The 21,417-nt window shown below is 71.0% G+C and carries 22 protein-coding genes and 1 pseudogene; 20 read left to right on the top strand and 3 right to left on the bottom strand.

What is annotated here, in order from left to right; translation table 11 throughout:
* Window positions 1-110 precede the first annotated feature (110 nt).
* Together ffh and ftsH are read left to right on the top strand one after the other, a co-directional pair.
* Window positions 111-1,670, top strand: a complete 1,560-nt coding sequence (ffh, locus tag OFY01_RS03850; protein WP_266596271.1) for a signal recognition particle protein — start codon at window positions 111-113, stop codon at window positions 1,668-1,670.
* Between the two features lie 241 nt (window positions 1,671-1,911).
* Complete coding sequence (gene ftsH, locus OFY01_RS03845) at window positions 1,912-3,852, top strand: ATP-dependent zinc metalloprotease FtsH (protein ID WP_266596269.1); 1,941 nt, start codon at window positions 1,912-1,914, stop codon at window positions 3,850-3,852.
* Between the two features lie 15 nt (window positions 3,853-3,867).
* On the opposite strand, the gene OFY01_RS03840 is transcribed toward ftsH, so the two are convergent.
* Window positions 3,868-4,761 carry an SAM-dependent methyltransferase gene (locus tag OFY01_RS03840; protein ID WP_266596267.1) on the bottom strand — a complete coding sequence of 298 codons (894 nt, stop codon included), beginning with the start codon at window positions 4,759-4,761 and terminating at the stop codon, window positions 3,868-3,870.
* Between the two features lie 180 nt (window positions 4,762-4,941).
* Here OFY01_RS03840 and proS point away from each other — a divergent pair, with 180 nt between their 5' ends.
* The 18 genes from proS to OFY01_RS03750 all read left to right on the top strand — a co-directional run bounded on the left by proS (window position 4,942) and on the right by OFY01_RS03750 (window position 20,111).
* Window positions 4,942-6,363: a proline--tRNA ligase gene (gene proS, locus OFY01_RS03835; RefSeq protein ID WP_266596265.1), complete on the top strand. Its 1,422-nt coding sequence runs from the start codon at window positions 4,942-4,944 to the stop codon at window positions 6,361-6,363.
* 240 nt (window positions 6,364-6,603) lie between these two features.
* Window positions 6,604-7,200 (top strand): hypothetical protein, encoded by a 597-nt coding sequence (locus tag OFY01_RS03830; protein ID WP_266596263.1) that lies wholly within the window; start codon window positions 6,604-6,606, stop codon window positions 7,198-7,200.
* Between the two features lie 203 nt (window positions 7,201-7,403).
* Window positions 7,404-7,823, top strand: a complete 420-nt coding sequence (gene rpsP / locus OFY01_RS03825) for a 30S ribosomal protein S16 (protein WP_266596261.1) — start codon at window positions 7,404-7,406, stop codon at window positions 7,821-7,823.
* 2 nt (window positions 7,824-7,825) lie between these two features.
* Window positions 7,826-8,065 (top strand): RNA-binding protein, encoded by a 240-nt coding sequence (locus OFY01_RS03820; protein WP_014176063.1) that lies wholly within the window; start codon window positions 7,826-7,828, stop codon window positions 8,063-8,065.
* An 81-nt stretch (window positions 8,066-8,146) separates the two neighbouring features.
* On the top strand, window positions 8,147-8,701 hold the full coding sequence (rimM, locus tag OFY01_RS03815; protein ID WP_266596259.1) for a ribosome maturation factor RimM: 555 nt from the start codon (window positions 8,147-8,149) through the stop codon (window positions 8,699-8,701).
* Complete coding sequence (gene trmD, locus OFY01_RS03810) at window positions 8,698-9,519, top strand: tRNA (guanosine(37)-N1)-methyltransferase TrmD (RefSeq protein ID WP_266596257.1); 822 nt, start codon at window positions 8,698-8,700, stop codon at window positions 9,517-9,519. The genes rimM and trmD overlap by 4 nt, the downstream gene beginning before the upstream one ends.
* A 132-nt stretch (window positions 9,520-9,651) precedes the next feature.
* Window positions 9,652-10,002, top strand: a complete 351-nt coding sequence (rplS, locus tag OFY01_RS03805) for a 50S ribosomal protein L19 (RefSeq protein ID WP_266596255.1) — start codon at window positions 9,652-9,654, stop codon at window positions 10,000-10,002.
* Between the two features lie 78 nt (window positions 10,003-10,080).
* Window positions 10,081-10,803: a signal peptidase I gene (gene lepB, locus OFY01_RS03800; protein ID WP_266596253.1), complete on the top strand. Its 723-nt coding sequence runs from the start codon at window positions 10,081-10,083 to the stop codon at window positions 10,801-10,803.
* Entirely contained in the window at window positions 10,796-11,920 is a 1,125-nt protein-coding gene (gene lepB, locus OFY01_RS03795) for a signal peptidase I (protein WP_266596251.1), read from the top strand. The genes lepB (OFY01_RS03800) and lepB (OFY01_RS03795) overlap by 8 nt, the downstream gene beginning before the upstream one ends.
* A 4-nt stretch (window positions 11,921-11,924) precedes the next feature.
* Window positions 11,925-12,812, top strand: a complete 888-nt coding sequence (gene lepB / locus OFY01_RS03790) for a signal peptidase I (protein WP_407700272.1) — start codon at window positions 11,925-11,927, stop codon at window positions 12,810-12,812.
* A 92-nt stretch (window positions 12,813-12,904) separates the two neighbouring features.
* Entirely contained in the window at window positions 12,905-13,645 is a 741-nt protein-coding gene (gene lepB, locus OFY01_RS03785) for a signal peptidase I (protein WP_266596247.1), read from the top strand.
* Between the two features lie 103 nt (window positions 13,646-13,748).
* Window positions 13,749-14,237: an NUDIX hydrolase gene (locus OFY01_RS03780; protein WP_266596307.1), complete on the top strand. Its 489-nt coding sequence runs from the start codon at window positions 13,749-13,751 to the stop codon at window positions 14,235-14,237.
* A gap of 55 nt (window positions 14,238-14,292) precedes the next feature.
* On the top strand, window positions 14,293-14,601 hold the full coding sequence (locus tag OFY01_RS03775; protein ID WP_003965949.1) for a DUF2469 domain-containing protein: 309 nt from the start codon (window positions 14,293-14,295) through the stop codon (window positions 14,599-14,601).
* Window positions 14,602-14,659: 58 nt separating this feature from the next.
* Window positions 14,660-15,082, top strand: a complete 423-nt coding sequence (locus OFY01_RS03770; protein WP_266596245.1) for a YraN family protein — start codon at window positions 14,660-14,662, stop codon at window positions 15,080-15,082.
* Window positions 15,082-16,701, top strand: a complete 1,620-nt coding sequence (locus OFY01_RS03765; protein ID WP_266596243.1) for a YifB family Mg chelatase-like AAA ATPase — start codon at window positions 15,082-15,084, stop codon at window positions 16,699-16,701. The genes OFY01_RS03770 and OFY01_RS03765 overlap by 1 nt, the downstream gene beginning before the upstream one ends.
* A gap of 305 nt (window positions 16,702-17,006) precedes the next feature.
* Window positions 17,007-18,227, top strand: coding sequence for a DNA-processing protein DprA (dprA, locus tag OFY01_RS03760; RefSeq protein WP_266596241.1), 1,221 nt, complete (start codon window positions 17,007-17,009; stop codon window positions 18,225-18,227).
* Between the two features lie 319 nt (window positions 18,228-18,546).
* Window positions 18,547-19,386 (top strand): RNA polymerase sigma factor WhiG, encoded by an 840-nt coding sequence (whiG, locus tag OFY01_RS03755; RefSeq protein WP_266596239.1) that lies wholly within the window; start codon window positions 18,547-18,549, stop codon window positions 19,384-19,386.
* Between the two features lie 167 nt (window positions 19,387-19,553).
* Entirely contained in the window at window positions 19,554-20,111 is a 558-nt protein-coding gene (locus tag OFY01_RS03750; RefSeq protein WP_266596237.1) for a TetR/AcrR family transcriptional regulator, read from the top strand.
* Window positions 20,112-20,205: 94 nt separating this feature from the next.
* Here the strand turns inward: OFY01_RS03750 and OFY01_RS32505 are convergent.
* Window positions 20,206-21,093 (bottom strand): annotated as a pseudogene (locus OFY01_RS32505) (peptidoglycan DD-metalloendopeptidase family protein); the annotation flags it as partial.
* Between the two features lie 134 nt (window positions 21,094-21,227).
* On the bottom strand, window positions 21,228-21,413 hold the full coding sequence (locus OFY01_RS03740; protein WP_266596235.1) for a hypothetical protein: 186 nt from the start codon (window positions 21,411-21,413) through the stop codon (window positions 21,228-21,230).
* Between the last annotated feature and the right edge of the window lie 4 nt (window positions 21,414-21,417).

Raw genomic sequence — 21,417 nt, 5'->3', positions numbered from 1 at the left:
CCTCGCGGGCGGCACCGTTGTGACCAGGGCACTGACCACGCCGCGCTCGCCCGATACCCTGGAGGGCGACGCAGACGTACAGCCACCCGACCTGAGGATTCGCGACCGCCGTGTTCGACACTCTCTCCGATCGCCTCGCAGCGACATTCAAGAACCTCCGCGGCAAGGGGCGCCTCAGTGAGGCGGACATCGATGCCACGGCGCGCGAGATCCGGATCGCCCTGCTGGAAGCCGACGTGGCGCTGCCCGTCGTCCGCGCGTTCATCAAGCAGGTCAAGGAGCGCGCCCTCGGCGCCGAGGTCTCCCAGGCGCTGAACCCCGCCCAGCAGGTCATCAAGATCGTCAACGAGGAGCTCGTCGGCATCCTCGGCGGCGAGACCCGGCGCCTGCGTTTCGCCAAGAACCCGCCCACCGTGATCATGCTCGCGGGTCTGCAGGGTGCCGGTAAGACCACCCTCGCGGGCAAGCTCGGCCGCTGGCTCAAGGCCCAGGGCCACTCGCCGCTCCTGGTCGCCTGTGACCTCCAGCGCCCGAACGCCGTGAACCAGCTGAGCGTCGTCGCCGAGCGCGCCGAGGTCGGCGTCTACGCACCGGAGCCGGGCAACGGCGTGGGCGACCCGGTCCAGGTCGCCAAGGACTCCATCGAGTACGCGCGCTCCAAGGTCTACGACGTCGTGATCGTCGACACCGCCGGACGCCTCGGCATCGACCAGGAGCTGATGCAGCAGGCGGCCGACATCCGGGACGCCGTCTCGCCCGACGAGATCCTCTTCGTCGTCGACGCGATGGTCGGCCAGGACGCGGTCAACACCGCCGAGGCGTTCCGCGACGGCGTCGGCTTCGACGGCGTGGTGCTCTCCAAGCTGGACGGTGACGCCCGCGGTGGTGCCGCCCTGTCGGTCGCGCACGTCACCGGCAAGCAGATCATGTTCGCCTCCAACGGCGAGAAGCTGGACGACTTCGACGCGTTCCACCCGGACCGCATGGCGTCCCGCATCCTCGGCATGGGCGACATGCTCACGCTGATCGAGAAGGCCGAGCAGACCTTCTCGCAGCAGGAGGCCGAGAAGATGGCCTCCAAGCTGGCCTCCAAGAAGGGCCAGGACTTCACGCTCGACGACTTCCTGGCGCAGATGGAGCAGGTCAGGAAGATGGGCTCCATCTCCAAGCTGCTCGGCATGCTGCCGGGGATGGCCCAGATGAAGGACCAGATCAACAACCTGGACGAGCGCGACGTCGACCGCACCGCGGCCATCATCAAGTCGATGACCCCGGCCGAGCGCCAGGAGCCGACGATCATCAACGGCTCGCGCCGCGCCCGCATCGCCCGCGGTTCCGGTGTCGAGGTCAGCGCGGTGAAGAACCTGGTCGAGCGGTTCTTCGAGGCACGCAAGATGATGTCCCGCATGGCCCAGGGCGGCGGCATGCCGGGAATGCCGGGGATGCCCGGCATGGGTGGCGGTCCGGGTCGGCAGAAGAAGCAGCCGAAGAAGGCCAAGGGCAAGCAGCGTTCCGGCAACCCGATGAAGCGCAAGCAGCAGGAGCAGGAGGAGGCCGCGCGGCGTGCCGCGGCGGCCCAGGCGGGCGGCGCGCTCGGCCTGCCCGGCGCCGGCGAGCAGGGCGGCAAGGACTTCGAGCTCCCGGACGAGTTCAAGAAGTTCATGGGCTGAGTGAGACCGAGGCCGAGGCCGAGTCCGAGTCCGAGACCGAGGCCGGGCTGAGGCCCGGGCGACGCAGACAAGACGCAGGTAAGGGGCGATCACCCAGGTGGTCGCCCCTTACACATGCCGTTGCACATGCCGTCACCGAGCCCCCGCGTCCATGACCCCACCAAGTGGCGGGCCCCGGCGGTCTGTGCGGTGATGGGCCGAAGGCACATGGCCGCAGGGACCGGCAGGAGGAGAGGCAGGCGTGGCGAACCCCGTACCCCCGCGCGACCGCACCGATCAGCCCTGGCGGTCCGAGGGCGCCCCGCCCCCGCCGCCCCCGCAGCCGCCCAAGCGGAAGATGCCCGGCGGGTGGGTCGGACTCGTCCTGACCGCCCTGGTCGTCTACCTCGTCGCCAACCTGATCCTCTCGTTCTTCAACGAGGGCACCGAGGCGACGATCTCGTACACCGAGTTCAGCAAGCAGGTCGCCGACGGCAACGTCAGCAAGATCTACTCCAAGGGCGACACCATCCAGGGCCAGCTCAAGAAGGAGCAGCCCACCCCGTCCGGCAGCGGCCACGGCGGCAAGAACTACACCAAGTTCAAGACGGAGCGCCCGTCCTTCGCCGACGACAACCTGTGGTCCGACCTGGAGAAGCACCACGTCACCGTGACGGCCGAACCGGTCGTCAAGGAGCGCAGCTTCCTGTCCAACCTGCTGATCTCGCTCGCGCCGATGTTCCTCCTGGTCTTCCTGTGGATCTTCATCGCGCGCCGGATGAGCCAGGGCATGGGCGGCGCGGGCGGCATGCTCGGCCGCAAACAGCCGCCCAAACCGGTGGAGCTCGAACCGGGCAAGAAGCGCACGACCTTCGCCGACGTCGCCGGCATCGACGAGGTCGAGGGTGAACTCAACGACGTCGTCGACTTCCTCAAGAACCCCGACGCGTACCGCGCGATGGGCGCCAAGATGCCGCGCGGCGTGCTCCTGGCGGGCCCGCCAGGCACCGGAAAGACGCTGCTCGCGCGCGCGGTCGCGGGCGAGGCCGGGGTGCCGTTCTTCTCGGCCTCCGCCTCCGAGTTCATCGAGATGATCGTCGGCGTCGGCGCCTCACGCGTACGCGAACTGTTCGCCGAGGCCCGCAAGGTCGCCCCGTCGATCATCTTCATCGACGAGATCGACACCATCGGACGGGCGCGCGGCGGCGGCAGCGGCATGGGCGGACACGACGAGCGCGAGCAGACGCTGAACCAGATCCTCACCGAGATGGACGGCTTCACCGGCTCCGAAGGCGTCATCGTGATCGCGGCCACCAACCGGGCCGACGTCCTCGACCCGGCCCTGACGCGACCGGGCCGCTTCGACCGCATCGTCAACGTCTCGCCGCCCGACCGCGGCGGCCGCGAGGCCATCCTCGACATCCACACCCGCGACATCCCGCTCGCCCCCGACGTCGACCTCGCCCAGGTGGCCCGTACGACACCGGGCATGACCGGCGCCGAACTCGCCAACCTCACCAACGAGGCGGCGCTCATCGCGGTCAAGCGCGGGCAGCGGCAGGTGACCCAGGCCGACCTGTCCGAGGCCCTGGAGAAGGTCCAGCTGGGCGCGGAGCGGCCACTGGTGATGCCCGAGGAGGAGCGCCGCCGCACGGCCTACCACGAGAGCGGTCACGCCCTGCTCGGCATGCTCCAGCCGGGCGCCGACCCGGTCCGCAAGATCACCATCGTCCCGCGCGGCCGTGCGCTCGGTGTCACCCTGTCCACGCCGGAGTCCGACAAGTACGCGTTCACCGAGGAGTATCTGCGCGGCCGGATCATCGGAGCGCTCGGCGGCATGGCGGCCGAACACGTCGTCTACGGGGTGATCACCACCGGCGCCGAGAACGACCTGGAGCAGGTCACCAGCATCGCGCGCGGCATGGTCGGCCGCTGGGGCATGAGCGAGAAGGTCGGCCGGCTGTCCGCCCTGCCGGGCGACGCCCAGCAGGCGTACGGGCTCGCCGCGGCGCCCGAGACCCTCGACGCGATCGACGGCGAGATGCGCCGCATCGTGGACGAGTGCTACGAGGAGGCGTGCCACAAGCTGCGCGACAACCGTCACAAGCTGGACGCGCTGGCACAGGCGCTGCTGGAGAGCGAGACGCTGGAGGAGTCGGACGCGTACCGGATCGCCGGTGTCACGCGCCTGCACAAGGAGTGACCGGCCCGGGGCCCCTCAGGTGGTGCGAGCGAGGACGTACCGGAAGACGTTGGGCATCCACACCGTGCCGTCGGCGCGTACGTACGGCTGGAGGGACTCCACCAGCTCCTTGTCGACCTGTGCCGGGTCCGTGGCACCCACGGCGGCGTCGAACAACCCCGTCGAGAGCAGTCCGCGTACGGCGCTGTCGGTGTCCGCGTAGCCGAACGGGCACGCCACCCGGCCCGATCCGTCGGGCCGCAGCCCCGCCCGCCGCACCACCTCTTCCAGGTCGTCGCGGTGCGCCGGACGCCAGGCCCCCGTGGCGCGCAGCGGGTCGGCGAGCCGGGCGGCGACCCGGAGCACGGACGAGGTCGCGCACCGCTCCGGCGGCCCCCATCCGGCCAGCACCATCGCGGCCCCCCGCTCGGCCAGCGGCGCGGCACCCGCGAGCAGCGGCCCGAGGCCCTCAGCGTCGCCCTCCGTACACCCGATCGGCTGAAAAGCGGTGACCAGGTTGTACGGAGCCGCGCCGGGCGGCGTCGCGTCTGGTGGCGTCGCGGCCACGGCGTCGCGGCCGTCCGTCAGCCGGGCGGCGCCCTCGGCGAACCGGCACGGGCGTACGGGGGAGCCGCAGTCGTCGGGCAGCAGCCGTTGCCTGGCCAGGGCGAGCCGTTCGGGGTGCGTGGACTCGACGCCGGTCACCGACGCACCGCGCGTGGCCGCCATGAGCAGTGCGAGACCGCTGCCGCAGCCCAGGCCGAGCAGCCGGGTGCCGGGCCCGACCTCCAGACGTTCGTACACCGCCTCATAGAGAGGCACCAGCATCCGTTCCTGGATCTCCGCCCAGTCACGCGCGCGTGCGCGCAGGTCCGCGCACACAGCGGGGGTCGAGCGGGGAAGGTGCCGCCGGGTGAGCGTAGGTGTCATGGAAATGCCCCAATCCGCCGCGGACCGCCGTGTGCGCGCTGTCGCGCTCCCCGTATGCCAGAGAACTCCGCATCGCGCGCCGCGTCCAGAGGCTGTCGGCCCGTCGTGCCTTCGGGGCCGGTCCGGGGCCCGGCGAAAACCGGTCCCGTGCGGTGAGGCCCGCGCCGTAGCATGCGCCGCATGGCCAAAGCACCCGTTCTCACGCGCCGCGCGGACGACTTCCCGCGCTGGTACCAGGACCTGATCACCAAGGCCGAACTGGCCGACAACGGACCGGTGCGCGGCACGATGGTCATCCGACCGTACGGCTACGGCCTGTGGGAGCGGATGCAGCAGGACCTGGACGCACGCATCAAGGAGACGGGCGCGCAGAACGCGTACTTCCCGCTCCTGATCCCCCAGTCGTACCTGGCCAAGGAGGCCGACCACGTCGAGGGCTTCGCGCCCGAGCTGGCCGTGGTCACGCACGGCGGCGGCAAGGAGTTGGAGGAGCCCGCCGTCGTCCGCCCCACCTCAGAGATGATCATCAACGACTACTTCGCGAAGTGGGTGCAGAGCTACCGCGATCTGCCCCTGCTGATCAACCAGTGGGCCAACGTGGTGCGCTGGGAGCTGCGTCCGCGGCTGTTCCTGCGGACGACGGAGTTCCTGTGGCAGGAAGGCCACACGGCGCACGCGACGTACGAGGAGGCGCGCGACTTCGCGGCGCACATCCACCGGCACGTCTACGCGGACTTCATGCGCGACGTGCTCGCCATGGACGTCGTCCTGGGCCGCAAGACCCCCGCGGAGCGTTTCGCGGGCGCCATCAACACCCTCACCCTGGAAGGGATGATGGGCGACGGCAAGGCGCTCCAGATGGGCACGAGCCACGAACTGGGCCAGAACTTCGCCGAGGCGTTCCAGACCCGTTACCTCTCCAAGGACGGTACGCAGGAGCTCGTCTGGCAGACCTCCTGGGGCTCGACGACCCGCATGATCGGCGCCCTGGTGATGATGCACGGCGACGACGACGGGCTGCGCGTGCCGCCGCGGCTCGCCCCCGTCCAGGTGGTCGTCCTCGCCGTCAAGGCAGACGACCAGGTGCTCACCAAGGTGCGAGAGATCGGCGCCGCCCTGAAGGCGGCGGGTATCCGCGTCCACGTCGACGACCGCGCCGACGTTCCCTTCGGGCGCCGCGCGGTCGACTGGGAGCTCAAGGGCGTACCGGTGCGCGTCGAGGTGGGGCCGCGCGACCTGGAGAGCGGCACGGCGGTGCTGGCCCGGCGCATCCCCGGCGGCAAGGAGCCGGTGTCCGCCGACCCGGCGGCGCTGGCCGGGCTGCTGCCGGGCGTCCTGGAGGACGACCAGGCGCTGCTGCTGCGCCAGTCGCGCGAGCGCCGCCGGTCCCGCACGAGCGACGTCACCACGGTCGACGGCGCCGTCGAGGCGGTCCTCGCCGGCGGCTGGGCCCGCATCCCGTGGGCCGCGCTCGGCGAGGCGGGGGAGGAGCGGCTGGCCGGGCACGGGATCTCCGTACGGTGTCTGATCGCTCAGGACGGGGCGGTGCCGGACGCCGACGACGCACCCGGTAACGTCGCGGTCGTGGCTCGCGCGTACTGAGCCCGGCCCCGGCAGCTTCCGAAGCGGTCCCGAAGCGGATACGCCCCGGCGCGCGCCTTTGCGTACGCGCCGGGGCGTAGGTGTGACTACGCACCACCTTGGTGTGAGCTGTGCGTCTTCTCCGTAGAAAGACGCAGACGCGCACGTCATCCCACATCACAGCCGACTGACTGGTACGTGCAAATTATTTGGGATGCCCCGGAATAGGAACACAGAGGCACCCAGGCTCGTTGTCACGACGTGAGCACGACACCACCAGTCCTCGCCGCGGAGCTGGCAGCCGCGTGGGCCGACATTCAGCGGCACCACCCGGAACTGCCGGACCTCGCCGCGCCCGAATCCCTGATCGGGGAGTCGTCGTCCGCCTGCGGGCACGAACTCTCCTTCGAACGACTGCTCCATGAAGCGGTCCATGGCATCGCCGCCGCGCGCGGAATCCGCGACACCTCGCGCGCCGGCCGCTATCACAACCGCAGATTCCTGGCCATCGCCGAGGAGTTGGGGCTCGACCATCCGGACGAGCCGCACCCCAGCAGCGGCTTCTCCCTGGTCACGCTCGACCCGCAGGCCAAGCAGCGGTACCGGCAGACCATCGAGCGCCTTCAGCGTGCGCTGAAGGCGCACACCGTGGCGACCGCGGCGGACACCAAGCGCAGCTTCCGGGGCCCGGCCGCACGGCACGGCTCCTCCGGCGGTGGCGTCCGCGTCAAGGCGGTCTGCGACTGCGGGCGCAATGTCCGCGTCGTCCCGTCGGTACTCGCCCAGGCGCCCATCATGTGCGGCGGCTGCGGCAAACCGTTCCGCATCCCGGAGCCCGTGGGCGCCGCGGCGGGGTGAGCGGCCTGGTGAGGCGGTCGGGAGCCGGTTCCGGCCCGGTTCGGCCGCCCCGCCGGGGTGTGGCACAATGGCTAGCTGTACTCGACAGTCGCACAGGACCCCTCTCTCCTCCGGCTGACGCGTCCATCGGGCCGTTCGGGTACCGCAACCCCACGCGGCATCTCGTAGTGCCCACCCACGTCAAACCAGGAGAACCCACTCCCGTGGCAGTCAAGATCAAGCTGAAGCGTCTGGGCAAGATCCGTTCGCCTCACTACCGCATCGTCGTCGCCGACTCCCGTACCCGCCGTGACGGCCGGGCCATCGAGGAGATCGGTCTGTACCACCCGGTGCAGAACCCGTCGCGCATCGAGGTCGACTCGGAGCGCGCCCAGTACTGGCTGGGTGTCGGCGCGCAGCCGACCGAGCCGGTCCTGGCCATCCTGAAGCTCACCGGCGACTGGCAGAAGCACAAGGGCCTGCCGGCCCCGGAGCCGCTGAAGGTCGCCGAGCCGAAGGCCGCCCGCCCCTCCTTCGACGCGCTGTCGACCGAGGACGAGGGCAAGGGTGAGGCCATCACCCAGAAGAAGAAGGCTGAGAAGAAGGACGAGGCTGAGGCTGCGTCCGAGTCGACCGAGGCCTGAGCATGCTCGAGGAGGCTCTTGAGCACCTCGTGAAGGGCATTGTCGACAACCCCGACGACGTGCAGGTCGCCTCGCGCAACCTGCGCCGCGGACGCGTCCTCGAGGTCCGGGTCCACCCCGACGACCTCGGCAAGGTGATCGGCCGCAACGGCCGCACCGCACGCGCCCTGCGTACCGTCGTGGGCGCCATCGGCGGCCGTGGAGTCCGCGTCGACCTCGTCGACGTCGACCAGGTCCGCTGAGAACAGTTGAACACCGGCTCGGGCCGGGGAGGGCTTACGGGCCGTCCCCGGCCCGAGCCGTATGACAGGAGAGTTTCCGACGTGCAGTTGGTAGTGGGGCGTATCGGCCGCGCCCACGGCATCAAGGGCGAGGTCACCATCGAGGTGCGCACCGACGAACCCGAGCTGCGGCTCGGCCCCGGCGCACGCCTGGCCACCGACCCCGCCTCCACGGGACCGCTCACCATCGAGTCCGGCCGGGTGCACAGCGGCCGCCTGCTGCTGCGCTTCGAGGGCGTGCGCGACCGGAACGCGGCCGAGGCGCTGCGGGGCACCCTGCTGATCGCCGAGGTCGACCCGGAGAAGCTCCCCGAGGACGAGGACGAGTTCTACGACCACCAGCTCATGGACCTCGACGTCGTCACGGCCGACGGCACCGAGGTGGGCCGGATCACCGAGATCTCGCACCTGCCCTCACAGGACCTGTTCATCGTGGAGCGGCCCGACGGCAGCGAGGTCATGATCCCGTTCGTCGAGGAGATCGTCACGGAGATCGACCTGGAGGAGCAGAAGGCCGTCATCGACCCGCCGCCCGGCCTGATCGACGACCGCGCGGAGATCGCCTCGGCCCGCGACGCCGGGGAAGAGTCCGCATGAGGCTCGACGTCGTCACGATCTTCCCCGAGTACCTCGACCCCCTGAACGTCTCCCTCGTCGGCAAGGCACGCGCGCGTGGACAGCTCGACGTCCAGGTGCACGATCTGCGGCAGTGGACGCACGACCGGCACAACACCGTCGACGACACCCCCTACGGCGGCGGCCCCGGCATGGTCATGAAGACCGAGCCGTGGGGCGAGTGCCTCGACGACGTGCTCGCCGACGGATACGAGAGCGGGGCGCACGGGCCCGTTCTGGTGGTCCCCACGCCCTCCGGCCGCCCCTTCACCCAGAAGCTCGCCGTGGAACTCTCCGAGCGCCCCTGGCTGGTCTTCACGCCCGCGCGCTACGAGGGCATCGACCGCCGCGTCGTGGACGAGTACGCGACCCGTATGCCGGTCTACGAGGTCTCCATCGGCGACTACGTCCTCGCGGGCGGCGAGGCCGCCGTCCTCGTCGTCACGGAGGCCGTGGCGCGCCTACTGCCGGGCGTGCTCGGCAACGCCGCCTCGCACCAGGACGACTCCTTCGCGCCCGGAGCCATGGCCGACCTCCTGGAAGGACCCGTCTACACCAAGCCGCCCGAGTGGCGCGGCCGGGACATCCCGGACGTGCTGCTCAGCGGCCACCACGGCAGGATCGCCCGGTGGCGCCGCGACGAGGCGCTGCGCCGCACCGTGCGCAACCGCCCCGACCTCATCGGGCGCACCGACCCGAGGGCCTTCGACAAGAAGGACCGCGAGATGCTCTCGATACTGGGCTGGGGTCCGGGACCCGACGGGCGATTTGGGCCAATGCCCGGGGCCGTGGAAGAATAGGCCGCTGCTGTACGTCCAGCCTGCGCCCCTGCCACAGGGGGAGACGACGTAGGTCCGACGCGATCAGCTACCGAAACTCATCGCATACCTCCCGCCGATGACCTGTGGCATCGGCGAAGAAAGCAGACGATCATGTCCAACCTGCTCGACTCCGTCGACGCCGCGTCGCTGCGCACCGACGTCCCGGCCTTCCGCCCGGGTGACACCGTCAACGTCCACGTCCGCGTCATCGAGGGCAACCGCTCCCGTGTGCAGCAGTTCAAGGGCGTTGTGATCCGCCGCCAGGGCGCCGGTGTCCGCGAGACCTTCACGGTCCGCAAGGTCTCCTTCTCCGTCGGCGTCGAGCGCACCTTCCCGGTGCACACCCCGATCGTCGAGAAGATCGAGCTCGTCACCAAGGGTGACGTCCGTCGCGCCAAGCTGTACTACCTGCGCGACCTGCGCGGCAAGGCCGCCAAGATCAAGGAGAAGCGCGAGAACTGAGCCGTCCGGCGCCCCGCGCGGGCGCCGACGCATCTCGCCTGCGGGGTCCACAGGCACGCCGGATAGCATCTGGCCCCGATGGACACCGAAGCACAGCACATGGAGCGCGACCGCTCCCCCCAGCCCCCTCGGACCACGTCGGAGGGCGAGCGCCTGGAGGGGCGGTCGCGCTCCTCTGCGTTCTCCGGGGCGGTGGGCGAGCTCGTGGCGTGGCTGCCCGGCGGCCGCGCCACCCTCGCGCTGCTGCTGTGTCCCGTGCTCCTGCTGGTGTTCGGCGTCTTCGTGATGCGGCCCTTCGAGATCCCCAGCAGGTCGATGGAACCCTCGCTGAACGTCGGCGACCGCGTGCTGGTGAACAAGCTGGCGTACCGTTTCGGTGCCGAGCCCCAGCGGGGGGACGTGGTCGTCTTCGACGGCAGCGGGTACTTCGGCGACGCCGACTACGTCAAGCGTGTCGTGGGGACCGGCGGAGACCATGTCGTGTGCTGCGACGCCAAGGGGAGGATCGAGGTGAACGGCAAGGCCGTCGACGAGCGCTCCTTGCTGTACGCCGACGACCCCGCCTCACAGGCTCCCTTCGACATCAAGGTCCCCGACGGCACCCTCTTCCTGCTCGGCGACCATCGCAGCGACTCGCGCGACTCCCGCGACTACCTGGGCGCGCCCGGCGGCGGATTCGTCCCCGTCGACCAGGTCATCGGCAAGGCCGAATGGGTCGCCTGGCCACCTGGCGACTGGCGCTCCCTGACGCGGGAGGACGTCTACGCGCACGTGCCCGCACCCGGTGGTGCCCGTGGGTAGACGTGGCAAAACCCGCGCCGGTCACCGGGCGGACGACCGGCATCCCGCCGGCAGCGGGGTCCCCGAGGGCCCCGCGACGCCGGGCCGCGCGGAGCGGCGCAGACTCGCGCGCAAGGTGAAGCGGCGCCGCAGGCGTTCCGCGCTCAAGGAGATACCGCTTCTTATAGGCGTGGCCGTGCTCATAGCCCTGGTCCTCAAGACGTTCCTCGTCCAGGCATTCGTGATCCCTTCGGGATCCATGGAGCAGACGATCCGGATCGGCGACCGGGTCGCGGTCGACAAGCTCACTCCGTGGTTCGGCGCCACAGTGCACCGTGGCGACGTCGTCGTCTTCAAGGACCCAGGCAAGTGGCTCGAGCAGGAGACAGGGAAGAAGAAGGACCCGCCGCCCGGTATCAAGCAGGTCAAGGAAGCCCTGACCTGGATCGGGCTCCTGCCGTCCGACAACGAGCGCGATCTCATCAAGCGGGTCGTCGGCGTCGGCGGGGACACCGTCAAGTGCTGCGACAGCCGGGGACGGGTCACGGTCAACGGCACGCCGCTCAACGAGACTTCGTACATTCATCCGGGCAACGCGCCCTCGAAGTTCGATTTTTCGGTCAAGGTTCCCGAGGGGCGCCTCTTCGTCATGGGTGATCACCGGGCCGACTCGGCGGACTCCCGCTACCACCTCACCGAGCCGTTCCACGGCACCGTGTCGGAGAAATCGGTGGTCGGACGGGCCCGCTGGATCGTCTGGCCGATCGGCCACTGGACCTCGCTCGGTGAGCCGGACACCTTCACCTCCGTGGCCGACGCGCAAGGAGGTGGGGCCATGGCGCCGCCGGGCGCGTCGCATAGGGTGGCCAAGGCGAACGGCATCGTACCGGGTCCGTATGTATCGAACGTATCGGATCCGGACGGATTGATCCCCCTCCCGACCCCTGCGGAACTCCCGCTCGTTATGGGAGTGGTGGGCCTGCATCGCGCAGGGATCAGGCAGCGGTACGGAGTGAGGAGTGGATGTGGGGGACTTGGCGGTCGGCGCACGGTCAGGGCACGGTCCCGAAGACGAGTCCGGGCGAACCGACGACGGGGTCGGTCCGGCCGTGACGGACCGCGAACCGGGAGAGAGTGACGCCGTGGAGACCGACGTGTCCGGCGGGCCGGACGGCCCCGGAGCCGACGGAGGTGACGGCGCGGGTGACGGCGGGGCGAAGAAGAAGCAGAAGCAGCCCCGCTCCTTCTGGAAGGAGCTTCCGCTCCTGGTCGTCATCGCGCTGGTCCTCGCCCTGGTGATCAAGACGTTCCTGGTCCAGGCGTTCTCGATCCCGTCGGCGTCGATGGAGAACACCCTGCGGATCGGCGACCGGGTGCTCGTCGACAAGCTCACCCCATGGTTCGGCGCGAAGCCCGAGCGCGGTGACGTGGTCGTCTTCCACGACCCGGACGGATGGCTGCGCGACGAACCGACCCCGGCGCCGAACGCGGTGCAGCGTGTGCTCAGCTGGGTCGGCCTGATGCCGTCGGCCAATGAGAAGGACCTCATCAAGCGCGTCGTCGCCGTCGGCGGTGACACCGTGGAGTGCAAGGGCTCCGGGCCGCTCAAGGTCAACGGCAAGGCGCTGAACGAGCCGTACGTCTATCCGGGCAACACCCCGTGCAGCGACGACAACGCGGGCGGAATCTTCAAGGTGAAGGTACCCAAGGGCAAACTTTGGGTCATGGGTGATCACCGCCAGGACTCGGCGGACTCGCGCTACCACCAGAACGACAAGAACCACGGCTTCGTCCCCGTCGACAACGTGGTGGGCCGCGCCATCGTCGTCGCCTGGCCGCCCACGCACTGGTCTACGCTGTCGGTGCCGGACACCTACGACCAGCCGGGCATCAACGCCGCGGCGGGTGTGGCCCCGGGCGCGCTGGGGGTCGCCGGAGCGGTGCCGCTGGTGCTGTGGCGCAGGCGCAGGCTCACGCGGCGCCTTACCGAGGGGAACACCCGGGTTTCTGCGACCGGAGGCGCCCGATAGGGTGCCGTCCCAGATCGTCGATCTTCCGCGGCCCGCACCATGTCCGGAGCGGGCTGCAGGATCGTATTTCTCCGACGCGGGGAGCAACTGGGATGAGCAGGACACGTCGTACGAGTGAGGGCCGCGGCACCGTCGGCAGCACGCTGTCGAGCATCGCCGTGGCCCTCGGCTGTGTGCTGTTCCTCGGCGGATTCGTCTGGGGCGCCATCGTGTACCAGCCCTACACCGTGCCCACCGACTCCATGACGCCGACGATCGGCGTGGGCGACCGTGTCCTCGCCCAGCGCATCGACGGCAGTCAGGTCAAGCGCGGCGATGTCGTCGTCTTCCATGAGGCGTCCTGGGGCGACATGCCGATGGTCAAGCGTGTCGTCGGCATCGGCGGCGACAAGATCGCCTGCTGCACGGACGGCAAGCTGACGGTCAACGGCAAGAAGATCGAAGAACCGTATCTTCCGGCCGGGAAGAACGCTTCGCTCACCGGGATCAGGTCCACGACCGTCCCCAAGGGCCGTCTCTTCCTCCTCGGCGACGAGCGCAGCGGCTCCCTGGACTCCAGCGTCCACCTCGGCGACCCCTACCACGGCTCGGTGGAGCGTGGCGCCGTACGGGCCCGCGTGGACGCCATCGCCTGGCCCATGAACGGCATGCTGGCACGGCCCACCGGATTCGAGGGGCTGCCCGGCGGGATCTCCCACCCGGGGCCGCTCAAGCTGATGCTCGGCGCCGTGGTGGCCGGTGCTGTCCTCGTGCTCGGTGGCGCCGCGTACGGGCCGATCGCCCGCCGGTCGGGGCGCTCGCGGTCCCGCGCCGCGGAGCCGGCGCGTGCCTGACGAGGCCGACCGGGGCGGCACCGGCATCGGCACCGACAGCGGCACCGGCCCGGGCCAGGACACCGGCACGGGCCAGGGCACCGGCGCCGGGCCGGGCGGTGCGCTGCGCAAGGTGGCCCGCGTCGTCCTGCTCGACCAGGACGACCGCATCCTGCTGCTGCACGGGCACGAGCCCGGCGACACGGCGAACGACTGGTGGTTCACGCCGGGCGGCGGCCTGGAGGGGGACGAGACGCGCGAGCAGGCGGCGCTGCGCGAACTGGCCGAGGAGACCGGCCTCACCGACGTGGAGCTAGGCCCCGTGCTGTGGCGGCGGGTCTGCTCGTTCCCGTTCGACGGCCGCCGCTGGGATCAGGACGAGTGGTACTTCCTGGCCCGTACGACCTCCGCGGGGCCCCGTGTGGACGTCGACGCGGCGCGCCTGACCGAGCTGGAGCGGCGCAGTGTCGCGGGAGCGCGATGGTGGACGTACCGGGAACTGGTCCAGGCGCATGAGACGGTGTACCCGACCAGACTCGCCGAGCTGCTGGAACGGCTGCTCGACGAAGGCCCCCCGAGCCGCCCCCTGGTTCTCGACACGGAAATCGTCTAGACGGCCTGGGTACTGGCGCACAATGGGGGGACGCACGGCTGAAGGGGAACATGCCATGAGCGCCGAGGACCTCGAGAAGTACGAGACCGAGATGGAGCTGAAGCTCTACCGGGAGTACCGCGACGTCGTCGGTCTGTTCAAATACGTGATCGAGACCGAACGGCGTTTCTACCTCACCAACGACTACGAGATGCAGGTGCACTCGGTTCAGGGGGAGGTCTTCTTCGAGGTGTCGATGGCGGATGCCTGGGTCTGGGACATGTACCGGCCGGCCAGGTTCGTCAAGCAGGTCCGAGTGCTCACGTTCAAGGACGTGAACATTGAGGAGCTCAATAAGAGCGACCTGGAGCTGCCGGGCGGGTGATGGAGTTTTCCACAACCCGTGAGTAATGCACCAAGATCCACTTTGGGTGGGGTCGTGCGTGAGTGTGGGTGCCGGAGGTGGTGCCGACGTGAACGCACGAGGTGCAGTGGGGAAGTACGGCGAGGAGCTGGCCGCGAGGAGGCTGGCCGAGGCCGGAATGACCGTGCTCGCGCGCAACTGGCGCGCGGGCAGGTCGGGAGAGATCGACATCGTGGCCCGGGACGGCGACGCGGTCGTCGTGTGCGAGGTCAAGACGCGCCGCGCAGGGCGCGGCGGACGGGGCGAAGGGCGCGGCCGGGCCTTCGAGCACCCCATGGCCGCCATCACGCCGGACAAGGCCCACAGGCTGCGTCAGCTGGCCGAGCGCTGGGCCCACGAGCACGGCGGCGCGCCACCGGGCGGCATCCGCATCGACCTGATCGGCGTCGTGCTGCCGGAGCGCGGCGCGCCGCTCGTCGAGCACGTGCGGGGGGTGTCCTGATGGGATTCGCGCGCACGTGCTCCGTGGCCCTCGTCGGCGTCGAGGGCGTCGTCGTCGAGGTACAGGCCGACCTGGAGGCGGGAGTCGCCGCGTTCACGCTCGTGGGCCTCCCGGACAAGAGCCTGGTGGAGAGCCGGGACAGGGTCCGGGCCGCGGTGGTCAACTCGGGCGCCGAGTGGCCGCAGAAGAAGCTCACTGTGGGACTCAGCCCGGCTTCCGTGCCCAAGAGCGGCAGCGGATTCGACCTCGCTGTGGCCAGCGCCGTCCTGGGGGCCGCCGAGCGTATCGACCCGAGAGTCCTCGCGGACATCGTGATGATCGGCGAACTCGGCCTCGACGGGCGCGTCCGACCGGTACGCGGCGTGCTCCCGGCCGTCCTCGCCGCCGCGGACGCGGGCTACGAACAGGTGGTCGTGCCGGAGTGCACCGCGGGCGAGGCGGCCCTGGTGCCGGGCGTTTCGGTCCTCGGGGTACGCAGCCTGCGCCAGCTCATCGCGGTGCTCACGGACGAGCCCGTGCCGGAGGAGGAACCGGCGGAGCGGGGCCGCCCCGACCCTCTGCTCGCCGGCCTGACCATGCCCGGCAGCTGCGACGCCACCGGCCTGGCGGGGCCGGGACACGAAGGGCTGGGGCTCGACCTCGCCGACGTCGTCGGACAGCAGCCCGCGCGCACGGCGATCGAGGTCGCCGCGGCCGGCGGGCATCACGTCCTGCTCTCCGGGCCGCCCGGTGCGGGCAAGACGATGCTCGCCGAGCGACTCCCGGCGATCATGCCCCGGCTCACCCGTGAGGAATCCCTGGAGGTCACCGCGATCCATTCCGTGGCCGGGATGCTGCCCGCGGGCAGGTCGACCATCGAGACCCCGCCCTACTGTGCCCCGCACCACTCGGCGACCATGCAGTCACTCGTCGGCGGCGGTCCGGGCACGGCGCGGCCGGGAGCGGTCTCTCTGGCGCATCGCGGCGTACTTTTCCTGGACGAGGCCCCCGAGTTCAGCGGCCAGGCGCTCGACGCCCTGCGTCAGCCCCTCGAGTCCGGACACGTGGTGATCGCCCGCAGCGCGGGAGTGGTGCGGCTGCCCGCCCGATTCCTGATGGTGCTCGCCTCGAACCCGTGCCCGTGCGGGCAGTACCGCGTCTCGGCCGGCGAGTGCGAATGCCCGCCCGCCACGGTGCGGCGCTATCAGGCCCGTCTGTCCGGCCCGCTGCTCGACCGAGTCGACCTCCGCGTCGACGTGGACGCGATCACCCGCGCACAGCTGGTCGGGAGCGGGCCGCCGGGGGAGAGCACGCGGACCGTCGCCGACCGGGTGCGCGAGGCCAGGCAGCGGGCTGCCGCCCGGCTCGACGGCACGCCGTGGCGGACCAACAGCGAGGTGCCCGGCCACGCCCTGCGCAGTCGTTGGCCCGCCGCCCCGGGAGCGCTTCAGGAGGCCGAGCTGGACCTGGAACGCGGCTTCCTGACCGCTCGCGGACTCGACCGGGTGCTCCGGGTCGCCTGGACCGTCGCCGACCTCACGGGCCACGACCGGCCCGGAGCGCAGGAGGTGGCGCTGGCCCTGCAACTTCGCACCGGCATCTCGCGCGGCGCGCCGACGGCGATCGAGGCGATGGCATGACCGACAGGCGCCCCACGGGGGCGAAACATGACGCCGAGACGGCAACGGACCGGCCTGGATCCGACCGGTCTGGAACCGACCGCTCTGGAACCGACCGCTCTGGAGCCGGCCGGACCGAGAACACCCCGGACCGGAACACCCCGGACCGGAACACCCCGGGCCGGAACACCCCGGCCGAACCGCCTTCGGACCGGTCAGGCCAGTCAGGCCCGCGTGGGCCCGGTTCGAGTGAGGCCGGTGTGGGCCCGGCGACTTCAAGCGGAGATTGCTCGGGCGGTCCGGGCGCGGCCGGGCCGGGTTCCGGCATGGCCTGTGCGGGTGGGACGTACTCAGGCGGGCCTCCCACGGACGGGGCCGGGCTCGGTTCGAGCGCGGGGGACGGGGAGCGGTGTGCGCGGGCGTGGCTTGCGCGGATCTTGGAACCTGGCTGGGAGACGGCCGGACGCTGGCTGCGGGAGTTCGGGGCCGAGGAGACGGCTCGGCTCATCGGCGCCGGGCGGGAAGCGGCGCCGCTTCCCGGGGTGCGTGCCGAGCGGTGGGCCGGGCTACTCGGCCGGGCCCGTGAGACGCCACCGGGGGAGCGGGAGCTGGAGCGGGCCGCTCGGATCGGGGCACGGTTCGTGTGCCCGGGGGACGCCGAGTGGCCAGGAGGCCTGGACGAGCTGGGGGACGCGCGGCCGGTGGGCCTGTGGGTGCGGGGAGCCCCCAACCTGAGGATCTGGGCGCTGCGCTCCGTCGCCGTGGTGGGTGCGCGGGCCTGCACCGACTACGGTGTGCGGATGGGCGCGAGCCTCGGCGCCGGGCTCGCCGAACGCGGCTGGGTCGTCGTCTCCGGCGGGGCCTACGGAGTCGACGCGGCGGCGCACCGCGGCGCCCTCGGGGTCACCGGCGCCACCGTGGCGGTCCTGGCCTGCGGCATCGATCGCGCCTACCCGCGCGGGCACGTCCAGTTGATCGACCGGATCGTGGAACAGGGCCTCGTGATCGGCGAATTGCCGCTGGGCGCGCACCCCACGCCCAGCCGGTTCATCCTCCGCAACAGGGTGATCGCGGCGCTCACCGCCGGCACCGTGGTCGTCGAGGCGGCCTACCGGAGCGGTGCGCTGGGCACGGCCCGCTGGGCGCGACGTCTCGGCCGCCATGTGATGGGCGTGCCCGGGCCGGTGACCAGCGGTGTCTCCGCGGGCGTCCACGAACTGCTCCGGCACGAGGCAGTCCTGGTGACCGATGCCGCGGAAGTCGTCGAGCTCGTCGGAGAGATGGGTGATCTTGCTCCGGAGCGACGCGGACCCATGGTGCCCCGTGACCTGCTCCCGCCCGAAACCGCGCGTGTCCTCGCGATACTGCCGGCGAAGGGCACCCGCACGGGTGAGCAGATCGGCCGGGCGGCCGGGCGGGGGACGGACGACGCGGTGGCGAGGCTGTACGAACTGCGCTCGTTGGGGTTCGTCGAACGACATGGCGATGGCTGGAAGTTGACACGCCAGGCGGTCCGATCCGTCTTTCCGGAAGGCGAGGTTTCCTGACGCGGAGCGTTGCGCCGTCCGGATGACACCCCGATGACCTTGGCAATTCCGGGAGTTGAGGCATGAGCGTGACCGAGCACCGAGCGGAAGAGGGCTCGGCGGGCCGATCAACGGAACGTATCTGCGCGGGTACGATCCCCTAGCCTTCGCGCAGCGCGACGCCTCAGTCACGCTACGCTCACCAGGATTCGGGTTTGTCGCCCGATCCGGAATCAGGCAGGCAGCTCGGTACCAGTCATCACCAGACGGGCAACGAGGCATCCACATCAGCAGAGCGATCCAAGACACCACGACACAGCAGAACGGCACAAGGCGGCGCATGCCACAGCACACCTCAGGGTCGGACCGGGCCGCGGTACCCCCCGCGGCCCGTGCCTCCGACGCGCGGCCTCCGGCTCCCTCCTCCCTTGAGGAGCTGTGGAGGTCGTACAAGGCGACGGGCGACGAGCGGCTGCGCGAGCAGCTGATCCTCCACTACTCGCCGCTGGTGAAGTATGTCGCCGGCCGGGTCAGCGTGGGCCTGCCGTCCAACGTGGAGCAGGCGGACTTCGTCTCGTCCGGCGTCTTCGGGCTGATCGACGCGATCGAGAAGTTCGACATCGAGCGCGAGATCAAGTTCGAGACGTACGCGATCACCCGGATCCGCGGCGCGATGATCGACGAGCTGCGCGCCCTCGACTGGATCCCGCGCTCGGTGCGCCAGAAGGCCCGCAATGTCGAACGGGCCTACGCCACGCTCGAAGCGAAGCTGCGGCGCACGCCCACGGAGGCCGAGGTGGCCGCCGAAATGGGTGTCGGGCTTGAGGAACTGCACGCGGTTTTCAGCCAGTTGTCCCTCGCGAACGTCGTGGCGCTGGAGGAGCTGCTGCACGTCGGCGGGGAGGGCGGCGACGGGCTCAGCTTCATGGACACGCTCGAGGATCGCGACGCCGACAACCCCGTCGAGGTCGCCGAGGACCGCGAACTGCGGCGCTTTCTGGCACGGGCCATCAATACCTTGCCGGACCGGGAGAAGACCGTGGTCACGCTCTACTACTACGAAGGGCTCACCCTCGCCGAGATCGGCAATGTGCTCGGGGTCACAGAGAGTCGGGTCAGTCAGATCCACACGAAGTCGGTGCTGCAGTTGCGCGCGAAACTGGCCAGTTTCGGTCGCTGACCACCGTGGTGCGCGGCCGTGGCGAATCGTCCCTGCCCGACGCTCGGCCGGGCGGCCGAGCGGTGGCCGGTCCGCGGGCCCGGGGCGGTCCGGGCGGGCGGGAGAGGGTCCCGCCCGGGGCTCGCCGTCCGTAGAGTGGAGATGTGCCAAGGATTCGAGCGGCCTCAGTGGCCGAGCACCGGTCGATGCAGCGCGGCGCCCTTCTGGACGCGGCGCGTTCTCTGCTGTCCGAAGGCGGTACGGAGGCATTGACGTTCCCGGCGTTGGCCGAGCGGACGGGGCTCGCGCGGTCGTCCGTGTACGAGTACTTCAAGTCCCGCGCGGCCGTGGTCGAGGAGTTGTGCGCGGTCGACTTCCCGGTGTGGGCCGCTGAGGTCGAGGCAGGGATGGCGCGGGCCATGACCCCCGAGGGCAAGGTCGAGGCGTATGTGCGCGAGCAGCTGGCGCTGGTGGGGGACCGGCGGCACCGGGCGGTCGTCGCCATCTCCGCGAGTGAGCTGGACGCCGGCGCCCGGGAGAAGATCCGGGCGGCGCACGGCGGACTCGTGGCGATGATCGTCGAGGCGCTCGAGGCGATGGGCCACGAGCAGCCGCGGCTCGCCGCGATGCTGTTGCAGGGCATGGTGGACGCGGCGGTACGCCGGATCGAGCTCGGCGCGGCGGAGGAGCCGGCAGCCGTCGTGGAGGCGACCGTCGGAATGGCCCTGCGAGGGGTTCGAGGCTGAGCCCCGCGTCCCCTCGGCCGGACCAGAGGGGAAGCAGCCTCGGCGGCAGACCGGGCAGGAGCCGGGGCGGCAGCAGCAGGACAGGGTTCAGGTACGTGGTGCCCCTGCGCAGGCCCCAGTGGAGGCAGGACGGTGCCACCGGTGGGCAGTGGCCCGTCGGAAGTTGCAGGGTGCCCAGGAGCGCACCGGCCGTGACCCAGTCGCCGCGGCGGACCGTGGGCGTCACCGGCTCATAGGTCGTGCGCAAGGGCGGCTGCCCCGTGGCGTCGAGTTCGAGCGAGACCACGCCCCGCCCCGCCACCTCGCCCGCGAACGCGACGCGGCCGGCCGCCACCGCGCGCACGGGGGCGCCGATCGGTGCCGCGAGGTCGACGCCCCGGTGTCCCGGCCCGTACTCCGTCGCGGGCGGAGACCACCCCCGGACCACCTCGGGCGGATCCCCCACGGGCCAGACCGCCCCGGAAACCGCGTAGTCGCCGGAAACCGCGTAGGCCCCGCCGTACGCCCCGGGATACGCCCTCGGCCCCGCGTACGCGGCAGGCGTTCCGTGCCCCGCCGCCGGCACCTCCCCTGGCGTCCGTGAACCCGCTCCCGACGGCACGTACGCCCTTGAGCCCGCGCCCACGCCCGCGCTCGCCCGAGGCGCCCCTTGTCCGGCCGCCCACGTGCCGCCGACCGACGGTGTGTGCGGCCCCGACGGCGGATACGCCCTCCAGCCCGAGCCCCCGTTGCCCGCCGCCACATGCCCCACATCAATCACCGGCGCCTGCGCCCTTGCCGACGCGCGCGCCCCCACGGGCGTGCGCGCCCCCACGGACGTATGCGCCCCTGACGCGCGCGCCCCTGACGTATCCGCCCCCGACGCACGCACCACCGGCGAGTACACCGCCGACGCACGCACCGCAGGCCAGTACGCCCCCGACGCGCGAACCGCCGAGGAATCGGTCACCGGACCCACCGAGGCCAGCGCCAGCAGTGTCATCACGCTGAGTAGTTTTCGCATGGCTCACACGATCCACCGCCCGCTCGGGCCGCGGGGATCATGGCCGGGAAATGTGGACTACCGAGCGGTTGTGGACATCGGCGTCACCCGGCACCTCCCGGGTCCCGTACACTTCATGTGGCGATCCGGGCCACCGGATCGACTTCGCACGCCCCGACACCGGGCCCGGCGACCGTCAGCGACGGGATGCGCGGGCTCTGTGTCATGTGGCCTATCGGTCCCCGTACGACCAGCTCAGCGAGCACGGGCTCAGGTTCGAGCACGAGCGCGACGAGCGTGAGCGTACGCGGCAGGCACACGCAT

Origin of the sequence: Streptomyces beihaiensis (assembly GCF_026274175.1) — a bacterium.
GTDB classification, from domain to species: domain Bacteria; phylum Actinomycetota; class Actinomycetes; order Streptomycetales; family Streptomycetaceae; genus Streptomyces; species Streptomyces beihaiensis.
This window is presented reverse-complemented; position numbering and strand designations above follow the sequence as displayed.